Raw genomic sequence first — 22469 nt, 5'->3', positions numbered from 1 at the left:
GCTTATTGATACTATTTATTTATCGATACGGTTTATTTAACTATGACGCCATACTGACTATCATATCAAAGCGGGGTGAAAATAATCCCACAAAATTAACCCGATTTTTAATTAAAATTAGCGTATTATGTTTTTTATTTATCATAAATTAGTGAAAATCACTAATAAGCATCATATTACTCCGGATAAACCGCTATGAGCTCATTCTCAAATATTTCCCCAGCCATCGATATTGACGCCATTGATCGGCAGATTTTAACCCTACTACAACAAGATGCCCGCATGAGTATTACCGATATTGCTGAAGCGGTGCATTTATCGGCTACCCCTTGCGCCAGAAGGATTAAGCGTTTAGAGGAAGCGGGTGTTATCACCGGTTACCATACTTTGGTGGATCCGCAGAAGCTTGGTTATAGCCTGGCTATTTTTATTGCGGTGAGTATGGACCGACATACTGCTGAGCGCTTTGCTGAGTTTGAAGCTAAAATCCAAAGCTTCGATGAGGTGGTCAGCTGCAGCATTGTCACCGGCCGCACTGAAGATTATTTATTAAAGGTGGTGGTGCGTGATATGGCGCATTATGAGGAGTTTTTATTGCACCGCTTAAACCGCCTAGAGGGCGTCAGTCAAGTGCATACCAGCTTTGAGCTGCGTGAGGTATTTAATCGCGGCATCATTAGATAGCTCGGTTAATAATAACGCAAAAAAACGCGGCTTGATTTAAACTATAAAGGCTTACGCAGCGGCCAAAAAATTCACTATAATAGTGCGTTTACAATATAGGCCAAAGGAGCCTTTATGTTTGGGATAACAGATCTTACCGCCTATATCATTGGCACCATTGCGATTATTTTACTACCCGGCCCCAACAGTCTATATTGTCTGGCCGTCGCGGCTGCCCATGGCGTGCGTAAAGGCTATCAAGCCATAGCTGGTATTTTTGTGGGTGATGGGATACTTATCTTAGTTACCATATTTGGCGCAGGCGGGCTACTTAAGCTGTACCCCTCTTTGTTTAATGGCATAAAGCTGATCGGCGGCCTGTATCTTATGTATCTTGGTATCAAGCTGTTAATCGGTGCTTATCATACCTTTAAGCAGCGTGCGCTTTTGGCGGATGCAAAGCCCAAGCTTGCGGTGCCAAACCCCAATCAAAATTTCTTTTATCGCGCCATGTTGCTAAGCCTCACCAACCCCAAAGCCATTTTATTTTTCTTATCGTTTTTTGTGCAGTTCGTAGACCCTGCTTATCCGCATCCACTGCTGTCTTTTTTGGTATTGGCCATCATATTACAGTGCATCAGCTTCACTTATTTAACTGTTTTGGCATTTTCTGGTCAAAAACTGGCTAAAAAATTCAGCCAACATCCTTGGCTGATTGTCTCTAGCATGAGCGCTGTAGGTCTGTTATTTATCGGCTTTGCTATTAAGCTGTGGCAGGCGCAATTGATGTAAAGCGCGAAGCTAAAAATTAGTCAATAAAAAACCGCTCAAAGCCATTTGAGCGGTTTTTTATTGACTAAGCTTTGGGTCTAATTGAGTTATGTTTCGCGCTTTTCAGGCAGACGACTTGAGGCCACTTGATAGAAGACGGCTGCCATAAACACAATGCCAACCGGAATAAGCATGGCGCTATAGCCCAATTTAAAAAACCCATAAGCCCCTACCACACCGCCGCCACAGAAGCTGTACCAGATGATGGCCTGGAAGCCCAAAGTTAGCTTGCTAATCGGTCGACCCGCCAACCAGTTACCAATAGCGGCCCCCATGTCTGAGGTCAGACCGGTCAAATGCGTGGTGCGAATAACCGCCCCACTGTAGGTGGCTACCATGGCATTCTGTAGCCCGCAAGCCATAGCCGCCAGCAGCTGACCGAAATAATCATGGTGAAAAAACAATAAAAAGCTGCAAAACAATAAGCCAGCTTCGGTGAATAAGGCAATGCCATAACGGCGGCCAAGCTTTAACGAGTGCTGGCCAATCAGGTAGCCGCTTAAAATCGAGCCTGACAAGAATGACAGCAGCGATGCCCCCACGAACAGCACCCGCGAAAAATTCATCTGCGCCAACGCTGCCGAAAAATAACTGACGTTGCCGGTCACATGCGACACCGATAAATTGGTAAAGCCGCTAAGCGCAATAATATTGATGCAGCCGGCACTAAAAGCCAGCACTGCCCCACCAATCAAAATCCAAAGAGGTAACCTAGTTATCATAAGCACTACTTACAGTTAAGTGTGTACCAAATCAAAAACGTATATTACTAATCAAAAGATTATCCATCGGGCGCGTATACAGTCCTCTACTTATTTGCCCTACCCTAACGCGGCGCCCTTTTTCACTATTTATCTGCCCATTATCTGCCCAGCAAGCTGACGCGGGCATCATTAAACATATCCATGTCGGGTGCAAGCGTACGCATAAAGCGGTCAAAATACAGCATTTGCTTGGTCAGCAGCGCAAAGTCGCGCGGGAAATGAATACCATGGCGTTTGCCGACTTCAACAATCTCTAGCATCATTTTGTTTAGCTCATCGGCCTGCTCTTTGGTATTAAAAGGCTTGCCGCTGGTATAGGTTTTATCCTCTGCCATAATGCGGGTAATCATTTTTGCCAAATCACCGGCCAGCTGTGCCTGATCGACTTGCTCACGATCATGAGTCATGCCCATATCAATCATACAGCCGGCCATGGTCACATAATCATTGTCCTGTAGCGCTTGCATCATACCCATACACGCTTGCCAGCTTTCAGGCTTTAGCTTACCGACAATACCAAAATCAATAAAGCCAATACGCCCATCTTTAAGCAGCATTAAGTTGCCAGCGTGCAGGTCAGCGTGGAAGCTGTTGCACATCATTAGGCTTGCAAACCAAGTGTTGAGCGTATCGGCCATCACTTGCGCAGGATCTGCGCTATATTGGCGCATCGCCACCTCATCAACCATAGAGATGCCATGCAAGCGGCTCATGGTCAGCACTTTTTTGGTGGTCAGCTCATCCACCACTTCAGGCGCCACCACCTTTTGATTGCCCGTCATCTGTAAAAACTGCTGAAAATCACGGATATTAGACGCTTCAGCGATAAAGTCGGTCTCAGCCAACATACGGGTGCGAATCTCATCGATAATCGGCGAGATACTGGCAAAACGCATTTGCGGCATTAAGCGCTCCATAATCTTGGTCACCCCATGCAGCACCCCAAGATCGGTCTGCATGATCACATCGACATCCGGCTTTTGGACTTTTAGCACCACATCACGGCCATCACGCAGCGTTGCCGCGTGCACTTGGGCGATACTAGCAGACGCTAGCGGCGCCTCATCGATATGCAAAAACAACTCATCTAAGCTGTGATGGTCTGTTAACAGCTCTTGCTTTAATACCCCTTCAATATACTGATACGGCAGCGGCGTGGTCTGGTCTAAGCAGCCTTGAAAGGCAATCACATAGTCACGCGGAAACAAGGAGGGCGTGCTGGCGATAAACTGACCAATTTTTATATAAGTGGTGCCAAGCTGCTCGAACGTCTCACGCAGCATGACCGCATCTGGACGCTCACCTTTGGCCACACGCAATGCAGATAAGCCGGCCACACTGGCAGTGTGACGGACACGATTGACAACATTGAAGGATTTTTTCAATAAATTTGACATAGGATTTTGAGTCTATTAACAAAAGAAGGTCAGGCATTAGGTCGTAAAATTTATAACTTAATGCGTCTGTAACATGAGCAAAGTGCCGCTATATTATAGATAAAATCGGCACTTATAAGGCAAAACTAGATGTGCAGGTCATGACCACAGCGGTCACAAAACTGAGCACCGGCGGCGTGACCAAACTTACCACAGTTAGGGCAAGTGACTGGATGTAGCTGCGGGCGCATGCTCTTAGCAAGCTCAGAGGTAAAGATACCGGTCGGCACCGCAATAATGGAGTAACCGGTCATCATCACCATGGTTGCAATAAACTGACCTAAAGGGGTCTTAGGTGACATATCGCCATAGCCCACCGTGGTCAAAGTTACCGTCGCCCAGTAGATAGATACCGGAATACTGGTAAAGCCATTTTCTGGCCCCTCGACCACATAGATGACCGAGCCGAAAATCATAACCAACAGCACCAAGGACAAGAAGAACACGGTGATTTTTTGTTGACTGGTGCGTAGGGCTGCGGCCAAAAACCCCGCTTGCTGCATATAAGATTTGAGCTTTAACACTCGGAACACACGTAGAATACGTAGGATGCGCACCACAATTAAGTACTGAACACCACCAAATATTAAGCTTAAATAACTGGGCAATACAGACAATAAATCCACCACCCCAAAGAAGCTAAATACATAACGTACCCGGTTGGGTGCCGAAAACAGGCGCAGCAAATATTCTATGGTGAATAAAATGGTAAAAAACCATTCTGCATAAAAGAATACTGTACCAAATTGCAGGCGCAAATACAGCACACTGTCTAACATCACCACGGCCACACTAGCGGCAATGGCTATCAATAATACGATATCAAACAGCTTACCTAAAGGCGTATCTGTGCCTTCAATGATAATATGAATGCGATCGCGTAGATGATTTAGCGTATTTGAGGAGAGTTTTTTCATAAATACGGGTAACTAATCTATAAGAGTGGCCCATTATACGTTATTACATCGGCAATGTTACCTATTAGACAAACTTTGTTTTTAGCACATCCTTTTTTATCTGGCTTAACACCCTAAACTCAATGAAAACCGCTTTAGCGCCAAAAAATAAGCTATCCTGCCAAACCCAAATTTCTGCTATAATCTAGCTCTTTTAGAGGCTTGTTAGACTCAAAGTACAAGGCCATTTCCCTAACTGCTCAGGTCATCAAGCCCCTCTTATTTATCGCCGTGTTGCTATCGGCGCAATCAGTAAAAAATTCAAGTCAACACTCATACTTTCATGGCCACATAGTGCGTCCGCAGCTGGCCTATTATTACAGCTGCCGAGGGTGCTAGGTCTTTTTTATACACTCCAAGCGGATAATACCCTTGATTTGTTTAACGTAATTGATAAGGATAACCATATTATGGCAGGTCATTCTAAATGGGCAAATATTAAGCACAAAAAGGCCAAAGAGGATGCCAAGCGCGGCAAAATCTTCACCAAAATCATTCGTGAGCTGGTTTCAGCGACCAAACAAGGTGACCCTGACCCAGAATCTAACCCTCGCCTACGTGCTGCAGTCGAAAAAGCTCTATCGGCCAACATGACCAAAGACACCATCAAGCGTGCCATCGAGCGCGGTGCCGGTAACTCTGACGGCGGCGAAATGGACGAGCTGACCTACGAAGGCTATGGTGTGGGCGGTGTGGCTGTCTTGGTTGAGACCATGACTGACAACGTAAACCGTACCGTCAGTGAAGTGCGTCACGCCTTTACCAAGTTTAGCGGCAACCTAGGCACCGCAGGCTCGGTGGCTTATCTATTCACCAAACGCGGTGAAATCATTTTTGATGATGTCTCACTTGAAGATGAGATTATGTTAGTGGCGTTAGATGCTGGTGCTGTCGATATCGAAAATGATGGCGAAAGCTTACTTGTCATCACTGAGCCTGACACTTTTGGTGCGGTAAAAGATGCGTTAGATGCAGCCGGCTATGAGTCGAGCAATGCTGAGGTTACCATGTCGCCTTCGACCACCGCGCTTATCGATAATATCGATGATGCCGAAAAAGTGATGAAAATGATCGATATGCTAGAAGATTTAGACGATGTACAAGATGTGCATACCAACGTCGACTTCACTGATGAGGTATTAGCGCAGTTAGGCTAGGTGGTTAGTCGCTTTAAATATTATCACTACTAACAATCATAGCGTTATCAACAATAGCATAAAAAAAGCAGCCACTATGTCAATAGGGGCTGCTTTTTTAGTCTTACGATGTAAAGTATAGCCAAAATAGATAACAATATTAACTTAAAACAACAGGCACACGACTATACCCACCTAACGGAGGCAGCTGCCGTTCAAATAACTCATTCGGTGCTGGCGTGATCGCCTCGACATGCGCAAGCAGTGCTCGGATAAGGATTCTAAGCTGCCAAGTAGCCAATAATCGCCCTGGGCACACATGCCAGCCAATACCATAGACCAGATTATCCGCTGCATGTCTGACTGGATCAAAGATATCTTTACCAAATACAGCCTCATCGCGGTTTGCTGAAATCCAGTCTAAATGCACCTTAGCCCCTTTAGGCAATTGATGCTCGCCTAGAGTCACCGGACACTTGGTTATCCTACGGTTTGAGGGGAAAGGATTATCAAGACGCAGTATCTCATCAATAATGGCCTCAAGCTCTGCATCAGAGGCATTGGCACAGTGCTGTAGCTGCTTAGGATGATGGGCAAGATAAGCCACCACTACGCCCACACATAATGCCATAGACCCCAAATCACCCCCTGTCCAGTTGCGCAAAATAGACACGATTTCCGCCTCGTTAAGCGGGCGTCCCTTTATTTGCTCACGGCATAGCTGCGCTGTTATGCTGTCTTGATTTGCTTTGTTATGGCTAGCAGCAGCAGAGTATGTATCCCGAAATGGGGCGATAACCGAGCGAATAATTTCATTAAAATCCTGTGCCACTGCCGCAAGCTTGGCATGGTCTTTTAAACGGCTGGCTTGGTGGTTGTCATTGACCCATTGTACTAAGATAGGCTCAACCTCTGCAGGCCAGCCTAGCCATTGACACTGAGCACGTACTGCAAAGACAGTTCCTATATCCGTAACCGCGTTAATAACCTCTCCTTTTGGTAGTTCGCTAACCAGCTCTGTGGCTACTTGCTGAAAAAGCGGCACATAAGGGGTAATGGCCTCTTGACTAAGATAGCGATTAATCAGTGCTCTGTACTGATCATGCTCTGCGCCGTCTAAGCCATTCGGGATTTGTAAAAACCGCGAGACATGACTAGAGAAAGCATCATCATCAAGCGCCGCTGCTTTCACATCAGCATGGCGTAACAGTACCCACTCACCGGCCTCGTTTTTTATAATATCGTGCTGCTGCCGCCGCTTATCTGTCAGGCTTCGCTGGTCATCTTCTGCATATAACGCTTTAATTTTAGAATCGCCAAACATGATACCTCCCAGACAATCAACTCATATGTCACATCATAAAATATAAAACAAGACTTGAGTCACTCTTATATTCTGTCTAACCGCAACCACAAGACCTTGTGTCCTTAATCTCTAGTATACGTTGTCCACCTACGTTGTCAGTAATACGAAAGGCTTACACTTCACGCTTTGCTGTTATTTACTGTTATGAAGCAGACTGCTGCCAGCGTATTTATCATAAGCGATTGTTATACCAAATCTAAAAATCAACAATGGTAGGTTGTTTTTTAGAAGTTGTTTTTTAGAAAAGGTATTAGCCATTTTAACAATCTAGCCAGCCTTGTTGCTGCGCAAAGCTTAGCTGCTCAGGTGTGTCTATATCCAAGCTAAGCTTTATGTTATCAATCACATGAAGCTGCTTATCATCCAAACTTCTAATTAAATCACGCAGCCCTTTATCACCTGTGAGTGTTGGCTGCCACTGGGTTAATCGCTCGTAATCAATGGTAATAGGAAGACCGGCAATATTTGTATTAGGCTTGGCTGCCTTATTGGATGATAATTCAGGTAAGTCTTTATAAGAGCGGCCATAGCCACTGGCGACAACCTTGCTATCTGCTAAATTCTTGTTCATCGCTGGACTGTTGTTATCAACCGGATTATCGCCAATAGCGTGAACGGCTTGAATAGCTTGCTGATGGCTGACCAGCAGCTGATGCAAATGCGGCGTATCCAGTAATATCTGATCAACCCCCATGATAACCACTCTTTTTACGCTCAGTCCCTGTGCTACTTTTTTATTAAGCGCATCAATGCCCAAATTTAAACTATAAGCCATGCCCTGCTCTGGACATGAGTTGAACACTGGGGTGAGCACATCGTGCTGAGCAGCCAATTTTTTGGCCAAGGGGTGGATAATGCTATGAGACTCGGGTACGACCAGCATAACCGCTTTGGGAGAGGTAACCAATGCACGTTGGGTCATCACCTCAAGCAGTGGCTGTGCGTCTATTGTAAGTAGCTGCTTTGGCTGGCCCAAGCGCTTGCTTAACCCACTGGCCAACAGGATAACCGCATGCTCAGGTGGCGCTTGTGGCGATACAGAAACAGTAGATAATTCGGATAGTTTGGATAAGCTAGAAATACTCATTTAGAAACACTCATTTGATTAAAACCACCCTTATCACTGAGCGGCCCATCTGTCTTTATACCGTCTATCTGACGCTGTCTTCGGCTGAGACGCCTGCTTCATCTCCTTTGCATTTATAGACGCACTGAGTGTGTTTTCTTTGCCATGCATCACTGCACTGATTTGCGCCATAACTCCTAGCGCCAACGCCTCAGGCCCATCACCACCCAGCTTATAGCCGATGGGATAATACAACTGACTGATACCTTGCTCTAAGCCATTAACATCGCCCTGATACGCTTGCTTAATCTCATCGATTAGGCGCTCAGTACGGTATTTGGGGCCCAGCTGTCCTAAATATAAAGGCGGATTGGCAAGCAGCACTTGCAGCCGTGCTCTATCTTGAGTAAGGCTGTGCGACATCACTGCCACCGCTGCATTTTGGCTCAGTGCCAATAAGGTCTGGGTATCCTCAAGCGGCACACACTGGACTTGGTCAGCTTCCATAAAGCGTGAACGAGTAGCATAGTGAGAGCGACTGTCAATCACAGTGACGTGCCAATCCTGCATTTTGGCTAAGCGCACCAGCGGCTGCACATCATTGCCAGCGCCGCAGATAAGCAGCCGCTTTTGCGGTTGCAGCTGCTGAACCAGCCACTGAGTCTGTAACGGCTGAGTGATATCTTGCTGAGCCATACTGGTAATAGTGGCAAAATCGGTTGGTTTTTGTGTTAGGCCAGACCCTATGTGCTTGGCTGTATGTTTGGCTGACACATATTTGGCCGATAAGCTTTGGATGGCTTGATTAATTAGCTCATCACAATCAGCGGAAATGTTGTTAACAGAAGCGACTTGTACTAAATTAGGATCTGACGCTAACTGAACGTGTAAGCCCACTGGGTGGTTCGCCTCTTGTGAGCGGATTAACGTCGCCATTGTCACCGGCTGCTGGGTCTGTCGAACCTGTTTAATCATCTTAAGATACGCTTTGGCAGTATCTAGGCGCTCAAACAGCACATGTACCCGCCCATTACAGCCCAGACCAAAGTTAAGCTCTGTTTGAATACTAAACTCAATATCATCGACAGCCTGCGTCTTTGCAGCACCCTCCTCGGGCAAATCCTCACCCGTTTGATAGACCTGTACCACCGGGCCATTTCGGGTCAGCCATAACGCCTTTTTTATGATATGCGGCTCTAAGCAGCCGCCACTTATCATACCCACCGACTGACCATCAGCGCAGATAAGCATCATGGCACCAGGCTTACGGTAAGCAGAGCCTTCAATGTGTACGACTGTTGCAAGCACCGCCTCTGTATCAGTGGCGATGGCCTGATCGGCCAGCTGCAGAATATCAGATATCTGATTGCTCATAAGGGTACCTTTTGCTGTTAGTCAGGTAAGTGATCAATCAGCTTATCTAGCGTAATCGGAAAGTCATAAATACGTACCCCAACCGCGTTATAGACCGCATTAGCGATGGCCGCCGCTGCGCCAGAGATGGCCGTCTCACCTATGCCTTTGATGTGCATTGGATTGGTATATGGGTCATCTTCTTCGACTAAAATAACCTCAAGCTGTGGCACATCGGCATTGACTGGCAGATGATATTCTGCCAAATCATGATTGCATAAGCGGCCATCATGCTTGTCGTGGATGACCTCCTCCATCAGTGCCGAACCAATGCCAAACACCATACCCCCATAGCACTGTGAGGTCGCCAGCTTGTGGTTTAAGATACGTCCGGCTGTAAAGGCACCGGTCATATTCTTCACTCGAATCTCGCCGGTATAGCGGTGTACAGCTACCTCAGCGAAGTTAGCGCCAAAACAGGCTTGACGGTGTGTTTTACCATTTTTGCCTGGGGCAATCTGTCCTTTGGCACTAAGTTTTTGATCCTCATAGCTTGCGATAATATCTGCCAACGCATGGCTGTTGCTATCGCTAAAATAGTCAGCAGAATTGTTTTTATCACTGCCCAAATCGCTATCCAAACCCGCTTTTTGTGCCGCCGTATCGACGGACTTAAGCACCGCATCCGCTGCACTTTGCAGAGCCGCTTTTCCGGTTTCAATGCCAGACTGTAGTAAACTTGCTTGATGTTCACCCTGCTGTTGTACTTGACCTTGCGTAAGCTGTATGGTATCGGCATGTAGTCCGACCTTTTCAGCGATTTGCTCCCGCAGCTTGGCACAGGCTAAATAAATACTACTGCCTGCACTGGCCGCCCCAAAGCTACCACCTGAGCCAGATGAGGCCGGCAAAGCACTGTCGCCCAATGTCATCTCAATATGATCGATGGGCAGTCCTAACAAATCAGCGGCCACTTGGGAGAATACCGTATACGAGCCGGTACCAATATCGGTCATATCTGACTCAATCACTGCTTTGACCCCAAATGTCTTGGCCGGATCAAGCTGTAAGGTGGCCCGTGCTTCGGCGGGTAATAGGCTGTTCCCTCGAGAAGCCACTGCCATCCCTGTGCCAATCCACCAATCCCCTTGTTGACGACTGGCCGGCTCGGGACTGTGTTTGTCCTCCCAACCAAAGGCTTTAGCCCCTTGCTCCATACACGCCAGCAACTGACGGGTGGAAAAAGGAATGTCTTGTGACGGGTCTTTTTCGGGCTCATTACGGCGACGCAGCTCAATAGGATCTATATTAAGCTGACAGGCCAGCTCATCCATCGCACACTCTAGTGCAATCTGACCCACAGCCTCACCTGGCGCGCGCATAGAGCCTGCTAGCGTCCAGTTCATGTCTGTCTTTTTGTAATGGACTCTGCGGTTTTCACCGCGATATAAAAAATGAGTCGATAATCCGGCTGGCTCAAAGAAGCCTTCACCGGGCAAGTTACTTGAAATCGTATCGTGAATCAGTGTATCAATCATTCCGTTTTCATCACAGCCGATTGCAATACGCTGCTGCGTGTTCGAGCGGCGTACCGTCGCCTCCATCACTTGCGGGCGGGTCATCATAATAAGCACAGGACGCTCTACTTGCTTGGCTGCTACGGCAGCGGCAATAATCTCAGGGGAGATGCCAAGCTTGCTACCAAAGCCGCCACCCACAAAGCGTGAAATCAGATGCACCTGATCATCATCTAAATCCAGAGCGTCTGCGATTTGTTTTTTACTAAAGGCCACCATCTGATTAGAGGCATAAAGGGTTAACTTATCTTCCTCCCAATAAGCCAAGGTAGAATGCGGCTCCATCGGCGAGTTGCTTTGGCTGGGCGTGGTATAAGTACGATCTAATGTCACCGCAGCCGACTTTAGTCCTTGCTCAGGATTACCCTGCTCGGCATTATTATCTGAGCCTGCATCTTCATCGACTTCATGCGCGTCTGCTAAAGCCTTATCAAAATCCAATGCCGCATTATCCGTCTCATCTTCATAATGAACCAGCAGTGCTTTAGCCCCCTCCGTCGCCGCCTCAAAGGTCTCACCAACCACGACAGCAATGGGCTGACCATGATAAGCAATCTCTACTGCACCTTGTGTTGGTGCCTCTAACTCACCGCCCTGCTGCGAATTGCGCAAAAAATGCTGAGCATCTGTCACCACTTTAATCACACCAGGAATATCAGTGACGGACTCTGTATCAATCTTTTTTACTTTACCTTTGGCAATGGTCGCCCCTACTAAGACCCCATAGACTTGACCGTCACGGTGGTATTCAGCAGCATATGTTGCCTGCCCGCTTACCTTTAAGGCACCATCCACCCGAGTGACAGACTTACCGACCAGTTGGCTTGAGGTTTTATCAAATAACGTCTCGACCGGCTCATTCATTACCATCTTTTTGGTCGCGTTTGAATTAAATAAAGCCATGATTATGCGTCCTTAGCGGCAAGCGCGCGCTGAATGATTTGTTTTAATAAGCGGCGAGTCAAAGTGATCTTAAAATCATTTTGCCCCCATCCTTGAGCCTGCTCTAATAAGATATTCGCCGCATGAACAATGTCTGGGATACCGCCCTTAGTACCGACTAAGGCATCCTCAACCGCCTCATTACGCCAAGGCTGAGTACCAATACCACCAAAGGCCAAACGTACGGTAGTCAAAGTGCCTGTCTCATCAGCATCAATAACAGCCGCGCAGGATACCAAAGCAAAGGCATACGAGGCTCTATCACGTATCTTATCGTAGGTGTGCATCCCTGCTGTCTGCGGCGGTAGAATAATATGAGTAATCATCTCTCCTGCCTCTAGCACGGTTTCAATATGCGGCGTGTCTTTGGGCAACTGATAAAAATCTTTAATCGCTATCTGACGTGTGCTGCCATCGGCCTTTTGGGTTTCTAAAGTTGCATCAAGCAGCCTCATTGCGACCGCCATGTCAGAGGGGTGCTGGGCGATACAGTGCTCACTGGTACCCAAGATAGCAAGGGAGCGATTCTCCCCGTTAATGGAAGGGCAACCACTGCCTGGATTGCGCTTATTACACGGACTATCAGGCTGATAGAAGTAATAGCAGCGGGTACGCTGTAAGAAGTTACCCCCTGTGGTTGCTTTATTACGTAATTGCCCCGTTGCACCGGCCAATATTGCCCGTGACAGCACTGGATAATTTTCAATAACGCTGGGATGCGCTGCCAAATCACTATTGGTCACCAGCGCACCGATGCGTAATCCGCCCGCTACGGTCGGCTCTACTTGCTTTAATTCAAGCTGAGTGATGTCCACCAGCTTAATCGGGGTTTCAATTTCAAACTTCATTAAATCCAGCAAATTGGTACCACCGCCGATAAAGGCTGCCCCCTCGACACTGGCCGCTTTGCAGGCAGGCGTCAACTCACTGGCACGGACATAGTCAAAACGTTTCATGAGTTGTCTCCTACAGCTTGCGACTGATTGTTGGTGCTTTTATTGGCATTGTCTTTATGGGCTTGGTCTTTATGGACTTGAGACTGGCTTGGCGGTGGCGACCATATACCGCTCACTGCTGCCAAGACTGCCGGCTTATTGCTTGGGTTGCCTGAACTGTCTAATGAGCTATCTAAGTTATGTAAGTTATCTAGGTTATCTAAGCTCGATGGATGCGCCACTGATTTGCTCTGATTGACCTGTTTTTGTAACTCCTTTTGTAATACCTCAGAGATGGCATTAATGATATTAGGATACGCTGAGCAGCGACAAATATTACCACTCATACGCTCTGCAACTTCTTGGATTAAAGCGCCATCCGGATTTTTTAGATCTTCAGTGACATAGCTTGGCCAGTTTTGTTTGACTTCCTCAATCAGCGCTGTGGCCGAGCAAATTTGACCGGGCGTACAATAGCCACACTGAAAGGCATCATGCTCTTTAAAAGCTTGCTGCAAATCAGAGAGCGTCTCTGGCAGACCAATACCTTCAATGGTGGTAATCTCATCGCCCTCGTGCATCACCGCTAAGGTTAAGCAGCTGTTAATGCGCTGACCATTAATGAGTATGGTGCAAGCCCCGCACTGCCCGTGGTCACAGCCTTTTTTGGGTCCGGTGATTTGTAGGTGATGACGACATAAGTCAAGTAAGGTGGTGCGAGGGTCAAGGTCCTCGAAGTGATAGAGATTATTATTAATCGTAAGCGATAAAGTAGTCATGCTGGCGTCCGCTGGCAAGTAAGTTTGGGAAAGTCTTGGTTAAACTGAGCTCTTATCTATCCTAATGAAAATCCACATTTTATTTAATGATAAAATGTTGTGAGACTGTGCATTTAAGTAAACACGAAAATAAACACTAGACTTTTTAATAAAAAAACCCTCATGGGCATCTCATGAGGGTTACAAACAGCGGGGCCTTAAATAGGCTTAAGCGAGCAGTCCACCATCGACATTGATACAAGCGCCTGTGGTATAACTTGACGCATCAGAGACCAAATATAGCACCGTGCCAGCCATTTCCTCTGGCTGTGCCACACGCTTAAGCGGAATCATAGCCAGCGCCATATTAAGCACCTTATCATTGCTGGTCAGTGCTGAGGCAAACTTGGTATCAGTCAAGCCTGGCAGCAAAGCATTCACTCGAATATTGAGCGGCCCACATTCTTTAGCAAAGGCTTTGGTCATGCTTATGACCGCCGCTTTGGTAATAGAGTAAATGCCTTGTTTATCCCCTGGAGTAACGCCGTTTACTGAAGCGGTATTTAAGATTACCCCGCTCCCTTGCTCGCGCATCATCTTGCCAGCTGCCGTCGACATAAAGAAGTAGCCTTGGATATTTACCTCTAAGGTTTTATTAAAGGCCAACAAGTCAGTATCTAGAATATGACCATAATAAGGATTGGCTGCAGCATTGTTGACCAAAATATCTATGCGACCAAACGTGTCTCTAATATACTCAAATATCGCATCAATCTGAGACATATCTCCCACATGACACGCATAAGCGCTGGCCTTGCCGCCGTCCTTAACGATACTATCCGCGACTGCTTGGCAGGCTTCAAGCTTACGGCTCGATACAATTACCTCGGCACCATAATTTGCCAATAAGCGAGCAATGGCCTCTCCTATCCCGCGGCTGGCTCCGGTGACCAGTGCTACTTTTCCAGTTAAATCAAATAAGTCTTTCATAAAAAATTCCTTTTTAGTAGATAAATACAGGTCACAGGCAAGATGCGGCTTTATTATGCCAACATACCCCCATCTAAAGTTAAGCTGTGACCATTCATAAAGCTGCTTTCATCACTGGCCAGCCAAGCAATCGCACTGGCAACTTCTTCAACTTTGCCCAGTCGGCGCATCGGACTGGCGTTGAGTAAAGCGTGCTGCTGCTTTTCATTCATATTAAGCATGCTGTTGCGCACCATAGGGGTATCAATAAAGCTTGGGCAGACGGCATTAAACCTTATATTGGCACGGGCATACTCAATAGCAGCAGACTTAGTCAGTCCAATCACTGCATGCTTTGAGGCGCTATAAGCTGACAGCATGGGGGCTGAGCGTAGACCAGCAATAGAGGCCACATTAATAACGTGACCACCGCCATGAGGACTCAAGCAAGCAATGGCCGCGCGCATACAGTGCCAAACCCCTTTGACATTCACCGTCATACAACGATCAAAGTCATCTTCCGTTAACTGGTGTAGCGGCGCTGGCGGATGATCGACCCCAGCATTATTGATCACCACATCAAGGCCTCCCAGCTGCTCTACGGCATAAGCAAATAATGCGTTAACCTCAGCAGCTTGAGTGACATCTACTTTCATAAAGCTTATCGTGTGATCTGACGCCCAAGCTTGCTGTGCTAAAGCATGGCCTAAGTCTTCAGCCAAATCAGCAATGATTATCTTAGCGCCGCGACTGGCCAATAGCTTTGCACTGGCCGCGCCAATACCGGAAGCACCGCCTGTGATTAAGATGCGTTTGTTGAGGACGTTGGCGACAGTTTTGTTGGGTTCAAATTCCATTTTGATACTCAGCTTAGTTAGGTTTTTATGTTAAATTAGATCCGTTAGAACCACTCAGGCTGCATGCTGTGGCACACCGCATTGTCCGTGGTCAGCAGCTCAATATCACGCTGGATGAGCGGCAGCTCCCAATCGATGAAGTATTTTGCTGCTTGAATTTTGCCACGATAAAAGTTTTGCTTAGCGCCATCTTCAGTGAGTGCTAATTGCTGCTCGGCCTTGCTGGCTTGGCGAATCCAAATCCAACTCATAACAATAGTGGCAAATACCGTCATTAAAGCTTGTGCATTGGCACTCAAGGTGGCAGCTTTTGGTGTGCTTAGGGTTTGACCCACATGCTGTAGCAGCGGCTGTAGCTGTTCGATATAGATCTGCAATTTGTTAGCAAGCTTCGCGGTTTGCGACGTCGAAATGGCAATCAAGTCTCGAGCGATTTCTTGCTGCAATACCTGTAATCCAAGCCCTTGATTTTGCCATAATTTGCGGAAAGTTAAGTCCAAGGCTTGTATGCCATTGGTGCCCTCGTGAATGGGGTTTAAACGATTATCACGCCAAAACTGCTCTGCTTGATACTCTCGGGTGTAGCCTGCGCCGCCCAATACCTGAATACCTAAATCATTGGCTTTGGGGCCATATTCTGAAGGCCAAGCTTTTAAGACAGGGGTTAATAAATCCAGCAGTTCAGACAAGGCTTGTTTTTGTGTGTCATCATCGCAGGTATTGATACGATCAATGAGATTTGAGCCATACAGACACAAAGCCATGCCGCCTTCGCTATAGGCCTTTTGTGCCAATAGCATACGCTTGACATCGCCATGCTCGATGATGGCCGCCGCAGGATCATCAGGCTTAAGATGTGGGGCCACTCGTCCTTGCAAACGGTCTTTGGCATAGGCCAGCGAATACTGATAGCCACGATAGCCAATCATAGCTGCGCCAAAGCCTACTGCAATGCGTGCCTCATTCATCATCTTAAACATATAGCGTAGGCCAAAATGCACCTCGCCAATCAGATAGCCAACACAGTCATTGGCATCGCCAAAGCTAAGCGCCGTTGACGTGGTGCCGCGGTAGCCCAGCTTATGAATTAGACCGGCCAAATGTACATCGTTACGCTCAGCAGGTTTGCCATTAGCATCCAAGCGGTATTTTGGTACCGCAAATAGCGATATGCCCTTCACGCCAGCAGGACCGCCTGGCACTTTGGCCAACACCAAATGCACAATGTTTTCAGCTAACTCATGATCTCCGCCTGAGATATAAATCTTGCTACCACGGATACGATAAGTGCCGTCATAATGGGGTGTGGCGGTGGTTCTGATATCGGCAAGAGAAGATCCGGCATGCGGTTCAGTCAAAGCCATAGTACCGGTAAAATCACCGCTGAGCATGCGTGGTACAAAGGCTTGTTTTACCTCATCATTGGCAAAGTGCATCAACACATTAATCGCTGCAGTGGTCAAAAATGGATAAGCAGTGGTCGATGGATTGGCTGCCATAAAGTAACCGGCCACCGCCGTCATCACCGTCTCAGGTAACTGCATACCGCCTTGATCAAAATCATAGCGGCCGGCGATAAAGCCAGAATGGCGATAAGCATCAAAGGCTACTTTTACGTCATTGAGCATCGTTACCTTTTTGCCATCGAACTGTGGCTCGTTTTTATCAGCGACTGTGTTATGCGGTAAGAAGAGATCGGTGGCTATTTTTTTGGCGGTATCGATGGTGGCATCGAAGGTATCACGTGAATGTTCAGCGAATTTAGGGTGCTGACATAATTGCTCGGTATTTAGTACATCGTAAAGCTGAAAGGGTAACTCAAACTCATTAATTAAGCTCTGTGCGTCCATGCTGTTCTCTCTTAACAATCATCAGTGGTTCAATATTAGTTCATTTTTATGCCTTACCACATTGTCATTTATGACATAATTAAGGTGGTAACTGACATCTATTAGGGTTAACCTGCCCAATTGATTACCGTATTACGCCGCAAACTAAGGAGTCTTCATGAGTGACAGGGCACCATTTAAAGTCGTTATCGTAGGATTTGATGGGGTGCTGGGCAGCGCCCTGACGGGTGCTCTAGATTTGTTCTCTTTTACCGGTGTCAGTTGGCAGCGTTTTTTGGATCAAGACATACAGCCTAAATTTAACGTACAGATTGCCAGTTTACAAAAGGCCGATATTCGCTGTAGCAATCGTTTAATTATCCAAGCGCACTGTGATATCAAAGAGATTGAACACTGTGATTTGCTGCTTATTCCCACTATTGGCGACTCTATTGATAAGGTATTGGCACACAGCACTGAGCTGCTAACTGAGCTGCAGCGCCTTGCCAACACTGGTACCGATATAGCCAGCAACTGTAGTGGCGCCTTTTTATTGGCAAAAGCTGGTCTATTGGAGGGAAGAGCGGCGACTACTCACTGGGGCTATGCCAATAAATTTAAGCAAGATTTTCCCAATGTGAACCTGCAACAACAGCACTTCGTCACTCAGTCAGATAATATATTTTGCGCCGCAGGCGGCAGTGCGTTTTATGATTTAGCGCTATTGTTAATAGAGCGCTATTGTGGGCGTGAAATCTCAGCGCAAGTGGCCAAGACTCAAGTAATTGACAAAAAAACCGGTCATCAGGACAGTTACACCAATGTCACCTTGCATACGCCACACTCAGACCCAGTGGTGACCCAAATTCAAGCGTATATCGAACAAAATTTTGCCGAGCCGCTGCAAGTCAGCGACTTGGCCAAGCGGGTCAATATCACACCGCGCACCTTAAACCGCCGCTTCCAATCCTGCCTGTCTATGCGGCCGATAGAGTATATTCAAGCGGTACGTATTGAGCAGGCAAAACGCCTATTAGAGTCGGCCGATGTGAGCATCAAGTCACTCGCCTATCAAGTGGGCTATCATGATTTATCCTCATTTAGCCGTTTGTTTAAGCGTGCCACGCACCTAACCCCAAAAGCGTATCAAAATAAATTTGCTCGCACTGTTAGCTGAGCGTTTCTAGTTGTAGTAACAGGCGTTTTTTATCAAGCCCACCAGTATAGCCGCCCAAGCCACCATCACTGGCCACTACTCTATGACAGGGAATGATAATACTAAAGGGGTTTTTGCCATTGGCATTGGCCACCGCTCGGTAGGCGGTGGGTTTGTTTATATTTTGCGCCAATTGTGCATAGCTTATAGTGTCTCCATAAGCAATTTGTTGCAACGCCCGCCAGACATTTTGCTGAAATGGCGTACCCAACGACCAGTCTAGTGCAATATCAAACTGTTGGCGCTCACCTTTTAGATACTGCTGTAATTGGGTGATGGTGGTTATGAGCAGTAACTCAATTGGGTTATCTTTGCTTAGGCTATTTTCGTCAATAAACTGAAAATCATCATCCACTAGTCGATGACGCTTTTTTAGCGGTGCCAGTGACTTTGAGTCAGACCACTGTTGACCCTTGGCTAGCCAATCTAAGCTGACCAATTTGGGCTCTGCAGAGGGTATATCTGAAGCAATAAGCAGTAAGCTATGCTGGGCAAAAGAGGTGGTAGTTACAATCATAATCACAGGCCTCAAAACAGGTCTCAAACAAAAAAATGGCACCTTATGATGCCATTTTTTTAAGAGTAAAGGTTACTTTTTGAGATAGACACAAGCCTATTATTCATCGGTTTCAAACAATGCAGCCACAAACTGCTTCGGACTAAAGGCACGTAAGTCATCAATAGACTCACCCACCCCGATATAGCGAATCGGAATATCTGTGGTATTGGCAATGTTAAATACCACACCACCTTTGGCTGTGCCGTCAAGTTTGGTGATGGTAATGCCGGTTAGGGGCACCGCATCGTTAAAGATTTTGACCTGATTGATGGCGTTTTGGCCAGTACCAGCATCTAATACAATCATGCCCTCGTGCGGCGCCGTGGGATCAGATTTGCGCATGATGCGAACTACTTTTTCAAGCTCAGCCATCAGGTGAGTTTTGTTTTGCAGGCGGCCAGCTGTATCGGCGATTAGCACATCGATATTTTTGGCTTTGGCAGATTGCATGGCATCGAATACGACCGATGCACTATCAGCGCCATGCCCTTGGGCAATCACAGGAATATTATTACGCTCACCCCATACTTGTAGCTGCTCTGTCGCTGCCGCACGGAAAGTATCACCAGCTGCCAACATCACCGACTTGCCTTCAGCTTGTAAGCGCTTAGCAAGCTTACCGATGGTTGTGGTTTTACCCACCCCATTCACCCCTACCATTAAAATTACAAAGGGCTTTTTACTGGTATCAATGATCAGCGGGGCCACTTTTGGCTCAAGAATCTCAACCAGCTCTTTTTGTAAGGCTTTATATAAAGAATGCGAATAAATCAAATCACCGCGGGCGGTCTGCTCGGTTAAACTTTTGATAATTTTGTCTGTCGCTTCGACACCAATATCGGCTACTAACAGCTGATCTTCAACCTCCTCAAGTAGCTCATCATCAATCTCTTTGCCACCAATTAGGATATTAGCAACGCCTTCAGCCAGATTCTTACGCGACTTAGAGAGTCCAGACTTCATACGTGAGAACCAACCGCCACGCTTTTTGTCCTCTTTTTGCTGCTCACTTTGTGTCAGCGTCTGAGCGACTAGCTCTGGCGTTGAGGTTACTGAGCTGGCAGTGGTAGATGTCGAGGAGACGGAGTTAGGTTTTGTGTCTGCGGCGGCCTGCACCACACGAGGGGTCTCGATAATAGGTATGTCTTGCGGCTCAGCCAAATCCGGCAACGTGATGTCATCATCGTCCAATTCATCTAAGCTACCATCGAGGTCAATGACCACGCGGGTCGGATTATTTGCATTATTCATGGGCGTCTCTTATTTTATTTACAGTTATGGTTTTGCATGTGTCATCATGAGATACAGTATTTAATTACCGCGTAGTTTACCATATCTGCCCCAAACCAGGATAAATCCCCTTATTTAGCCCCCTAAAATCAAAATTTTGAATTTTCTCCACTTTTTTGCAGAAAAAATTTGACACATATTGATATATGTATATAATACGCTCCTACATTCAGGGTGATTAGCTCAGTTGGTAGAGCGTCTGCCTTACACGCAGAATGTCGGCGGTTCGAATCCGTCATCACCCACCACTCTTTATAGAGTACCACTTTTTTAGAAAGTGGCTAAACATTCTAAAGCGACCTAAGCAGCGGTAGTTCAGTTGGTTAGAATACCGGCCTGTCACGCCGGGGGTCGCGGGTTCGAGTCCCGTCCGCTGCGCCATATTTTAAAACTTAGCTTACTTATTTAATTAAGCGCACAGTTTCAACCTCAAGTAGAAATACTTGAGGTTTTTTTGTGGGTGATGGTTTTAGTCACCCCTTCTCAAGGTTTTGATTAATAAGGGCTTTATAAGATTTTAATTCTAGAGTTAAAATTATTCCTAGTCATTCTTAATTTCCGTTATTAGATATTCAAGTAGTGAAAAATCATTAATCTATTCTAATAGTTAATTAAGTTAAACTACGGTGACTAGATACTCGGTGACCAAATGGTGACCACTTTGTGACCAAGGTTGTTAAAAATTGGTTATGCTAACTGATCCCAAATTTGCCCTTATCGTTAAGCTGGCTAATTAAAATCTCCCAAGTTTAACTATACGGATTTGACGGCAGGGGTCAGCGTAACCATAGACTAAAAACCTGTAATCTATCTCTGTTATAAACACAGTGGGTCTAGATACCGCTGTGTTTATGAGTATAAGTCATTCATTGAGTCTGGCTCTTAGCCTCTTTATTCGCCTTATTAAAAGAAGCTTGAATTATTCGCAATCAGCCCTATATATATTAAATGATAACGATTATCATTTAATATATTGCAAAGACTAAGAGGAAATAATTTATGGCAAGAGCTGCTCCTAGAACCTTAACTGTCCTAAACATTGAAGACATCACTCCTAATATGCGCCGCCTCACCTTGGGGGGCACAGACATGCAGACTCTTCCTGCGCAGCAAGAAAGCGCTTATCTAAAATTCATCTTCCCCGATACCCAGAACCATCAGGTAGCCAAGCGCTCTTATACCATTATCAATCAGCGTCCTACTGAGATTGATGTGGATTTTGTGCTTCATGAAACTACCGATAATGGCGTGGAGGGTCCGGCCTTAAAATGGGTCAAAAACGTAAAAGTCGGCGACGACATCTTAGTAGCAGGCCCAGGTCCCACTAAGCTTGTCAGCCCTGGCGCTGACTGGTACCTATTAGTCGGTGATATGACTGCCCTACCAGCCATCACAGCAAATTTGGCGCAGATGCCACAAGATGCCACAGGCCATGCGGTCATTGAAGTACTTAGCGAGCAAGACATCCAAAACCTGGCCAAACCTAAAAACATTGAGATACATTGGATAATCGTACCGCATGCCAGCGCTGATAAGGCGCCTTTATTGGATAAAGTAAAATCACTGACTTGGCCGGCAGGACTGCCTGAAGTCTGGGCTGCCTGCGAATTCAATAGCATGCGCGCGCTACGACATTACTTTAAGCATGAAAGCCCCGTTACCCCTTGCAGAATGTATATCTCAAGCTACTGGAAAATCGACAGCAGTGATGATGAACACAAAATAGCCAAGCGCCTTGAAGAGACGCAAGCGGTATAATATCTTGTCGCTCTTTATTTAAGCACTCAATAAAAAGCGGCCAAAACGGTAAACGTTTTTACGTATCAACACATACAGCGCTTTAAACCAGGCCTGTTTATCTGTGGCTCTTTTAGACTCAATAGGACCTGGTTTAAATAATGCTGTAGCGCCGCCTGGCTGTTGAAGAAAGCCGATATGGCCGTTAAATACAGCAGGCAACATAAGG

20 protein-coding genes and 2 tRNA genes are annotated in these 22469 nt (G+C 46.5%); 7 read left to right on the top strand and 15 right to left on the bottom strand.

Annotation, left to right across the window (positions count from 1 at the left end; all coding sequences use genetic code 11):
* Nucleotides 1-195: 195 nt before the first annotated feature.
* Nucleotides 196-684 (top strand): Lrp/AsnC family transcriptional regulator, encoded by a 489-nt coding sequence (locus tag MN210_RS05645; RefSeq protein ID WP_011960288.1) that lies wholly within the window; start codon nucleotides 196-198, stop codon nucleotides 682-684.
* 114 nt (nucleotides 685-798) lie between these two features.
* Nucleotides 799-1455 (top strand): leucine efflux protein LeuE, encoded by a 657-nt coding sequence (gene leuE, locus MN210_RS05640; RefSeq protein WP_201543200.1) that lies wholly within the window; start codon nucleotides 799-801, stop codon nucleotides 1453-1455.
* Nucleotides 1456-1541: 86 nt separating this feature from the next.
* On the opposite strand, the gene MN210_RS05635 is transcribed toward leuE, so the two are convergent.
* From MN210_RS05635 to MN210_RS05625, 3 genes are all read right to left on the bottom strand, one after another.
* Nucleotides 1542-2216, bottom strand: coding sequence for a YoaK family protein (locus MN210_RS05635; protein WP_011960286.1), 675 nt, complete (start codon nucleotides 2214-2216; stop codon nucleotides 1542-1544).
* Between the two features lie 140 nt (nucleotides 2217-2356).
* Nucleotides 2357-3655: an ABC1 kinase family protein gene (locus MN210_RS05630; protein WP_338412717.1), complete on the bottom strand. Its 1299-nt coding sequence runs from the start codon at nucleotides 3653-3655 to the stop codon at nucleotides 2357-2359.
* 125 nt (nucleotides 3656-3780) lie between these two features.
* Nucleotides 3781-4611, bottom strand: a complete 831-nt coding sequence (locus MN210_RS05625; RefSeq protein WP_011960284.1) for an ion transporter — start codon at nucleotides 4609-4611, stop codon at nucleotides 3781-3783.
* Nucleotides 4612-5060: 449 nt separating this feature from the next.
* On the opposite strand from MN210_RS05625, the gene MN210_RS05620 reads away from it, so the two are divergent.
* On the top strand, nucleotides 5061-5807 hold the full coding sequence (locus MN210_RS05620; protein WP_241879469.1) for a YebC/PmpR family DNA-binding transcriptional regulator: 747 nt from the start codon (nucleotides 5061-5063) through the stop codon (nucleotides 5805-5807).
* Between the two features lie 139 nt (nucleotides 5808-5946).
* On the opposite strand, the gene MN210_RS05615 is transcribed toward MN210_RS05620, so the two are convergent.
* The 9 genes from MN210_RS05615 to MN210_RS05575 form a co-directional block, all read right to left on the bottom strand.
* Nucleotides 5947-7110 (bottom strand): cytochrome P450, encoded by a 1164-nt coding sequence (locus tag MN210_RS05615; RefSeq protein ID WP_338412716.1) that lies wholly within the window; start codon nucleotides 7108-7110, stop codon nucleotides 5947-5949.
* Between the two features lie 301 nt (nucleotides 7111-7411).
* Entirely contained in the window at nucleotides 7412-8239 is an 828-nt protein-coding gene (locus MN210_RS05610) for an NTP transferase domain-containing protein (RefSeq protein WP_241879466.1), read from the bottom strand.
* Nucleotides 8240-8272: 33 nt separating this feature from the next.
* Entirely contained in the window at nucleotides 8273-9592 is a 1320-nt protein-coding gene (locus MN210_RS05605; RefSeq protein WP_241879465.1) for an XdhC family protein, read from the bottom strand.
* A 17-nt stretch (nucleotides 9593-9609) separates the two neighbouring features.
* Entirely contained in the window at nucleotides 9610-12051 is a 2442-nt protein-coding gene (locus MN210_RS05600) for a molybdopterin cofactor-binding domain-containing protein (RefSeq protein ID WP_338412715.1), read from the bottom strand.
* Nucleotides 12052-12053: 2 nt separating this feature from the next.
* Nucleotides 12054-13046 (bottom strand): FAD binding domain-containing protein, encoded by a 993-nt coding sequence (locus tag MN210_RS05595; protein WP_338412714.1) that lies wholly within the window; start codon nucleotides 13044-13046, stop codon nucleotides 12054-12056.
* Entirely contained in the window at nucleotides 13043-13804 is a 762-nt protein-coding gene (locus MN210_RS05590; RefSeq protein WP_338412713.1) for a 2Fe-2S iron-sulfur cluster-binding protein, read from the bottom strand. Before MN210_RS05590 ends, MN210_RS05595 begins: the two co-directional genes overlap by 4 nt.
* 207 nt (nucleotides 13805-14011) lie before the next feature.
* Nucleotides 14012-14773: an SDR family oxidoreductase gene (locus MN210_RS05585; RefSeq protein ID WP_241879461.1), complete on the bottom strand. Its 762-nt coding sequence runs from the start codon at nucleotides 14771-14773 to the stop codon at nucleotides 14012-14014.
* Nucleotides 14774-14826: 53 nt separating this feature from the next.
* Nucleotides 14827-15609 carry an SDR family NAD(P)-dependent oxidoreductase gene (locus MN210_RS05580; RefSeq protein WP_155587763.1) on the bottom strand — a complete coding sequence of 261 codons (783 nt, stop codon included), beginning with the start codon at nucleotides 15607-15609 and terminating at the stop codon, nucleotides 14827-14829.
* Nucleotides 15610-15653: 44 nt separating this feature from the next.
* Nucleotides 15654-17459 carry an acyl-CoA dehydrogenase gene (locus MN210_RS05575; RefSeq protein WP_338412712.1) on the bottom strand — a complete coding sequence of 602 codons (1806 nt, stop codon included), beginning with the start codon at nucleotides 17457-17459 and terminating at the stop codon, nucleotides 15654-15656.
* 157 nt (nucleotides 17460-17616) lie between these two features.
* On the opposite strand from MN210_RS05575, the gene MN210_RS05570 reads away from it, so the two are divergent.
* Entirely contained in the window at nucleotides 17617-18615 is a 999-nt protein-coding gene (locus MN210_RS05570) for a GlxA family transcriptional regulator (protein ID WP_338412711.1), read from the top strand.
* Here MN210_RS05570 and MN210_RS05565 read toward each other — a convergent pair.
* A complete protein-coding gene (locus MN210_RS05565; RefSeq protein WP_338412710.1) occupies nucleotides 18608-19171 on the bottom strand; it encodes a methylated-DNA--[protein]-cysteine S-methyltransferase in 564 nt (187 codons plus the stop codon). The genes MN210_RS05570 and MN210_RS05565 overlap by 8 nt on opposite strands.
* A 99-nt stretch (nucleotides 19172-19270) precedes the next feature.
* Nucleotides 19271-20464, bottom strand: a complete 1194-nt coding sequence (gene ftsY, locus MN210_RS05560) for a signal recognition particle-docking protein FtsY (RefSeq protein ID WP_338412709.1) — start codon at nucleotides 20462-20464, stop codon at nucleotides 19271-19273.
* Between the two features lie 211 nt (nucleotides 20465-20675).
* Between ftsY and MN210_RS05555 the strand changes: the two genes are divergently transcribed.
* The 3 genes from MN210_RS05555 (at nucleotide 20676) to MN210_RS05545 (ending at nucleotide 22261) form a co-directional block, all read left to right on the top strand.
* Nucleotides 20676-20751, top strand: a tRNA-Val gene (locus tag MN210_RS05555).
* A gap of 56 nt (nucleotides 20752-20807) precedes the next feature.
* Nucleotides 20808-20884 (top strand) — tRNA-Asp (locus tag MN210_RS05550).
* A gap of 618 nt (nucleotides 20885-21502) precedes the next feature.
* Nucleotides 21503-22261, top strand: a complete 759-nt coding sequence (locus MN210_RS05545) for a siderophore-interacting protein (RefSeq protein ID WP_338412708.1) — start codon at nucleotides 21503-21505, stop codon at nucleotides 22259-22261.
* Between the two features lie 18 nt (nucleotides 22262-22279).
* Here the strand turns inward: MN210_RS05545 and MN210_RS05540 are convergent, their stop codons facing one another.
* Nucleotides 22280-22465 carry a hypothetical protein gene (locus MN210_RS05540; RefSeq protein WP_338412707.1) on the bottom strand — a complete coding sequence of 62 codons (186 nt, stop codon included), beginning with the start codon at nucleotides 22463-22465 and terminating at the stop codon, nucleotides 22280-22282.
* Nucleotides 22466-22469 lie beyond the last annotated feature (4 nt).

Origin of the sequence: Psychrobacter raelei (assembly GCF_022631235.3) — a bacterium.
Taxonomy (GTDB): Bacteria; Pseudomonadota; Gammaproteobacteria; order Pseudomonadales; family Moraxellaceae; genus Psychrobacter; species Psychrobacter raelei.
This window is presented reverse-complemented; position numbering and strand designations above follow the sequence as displayed.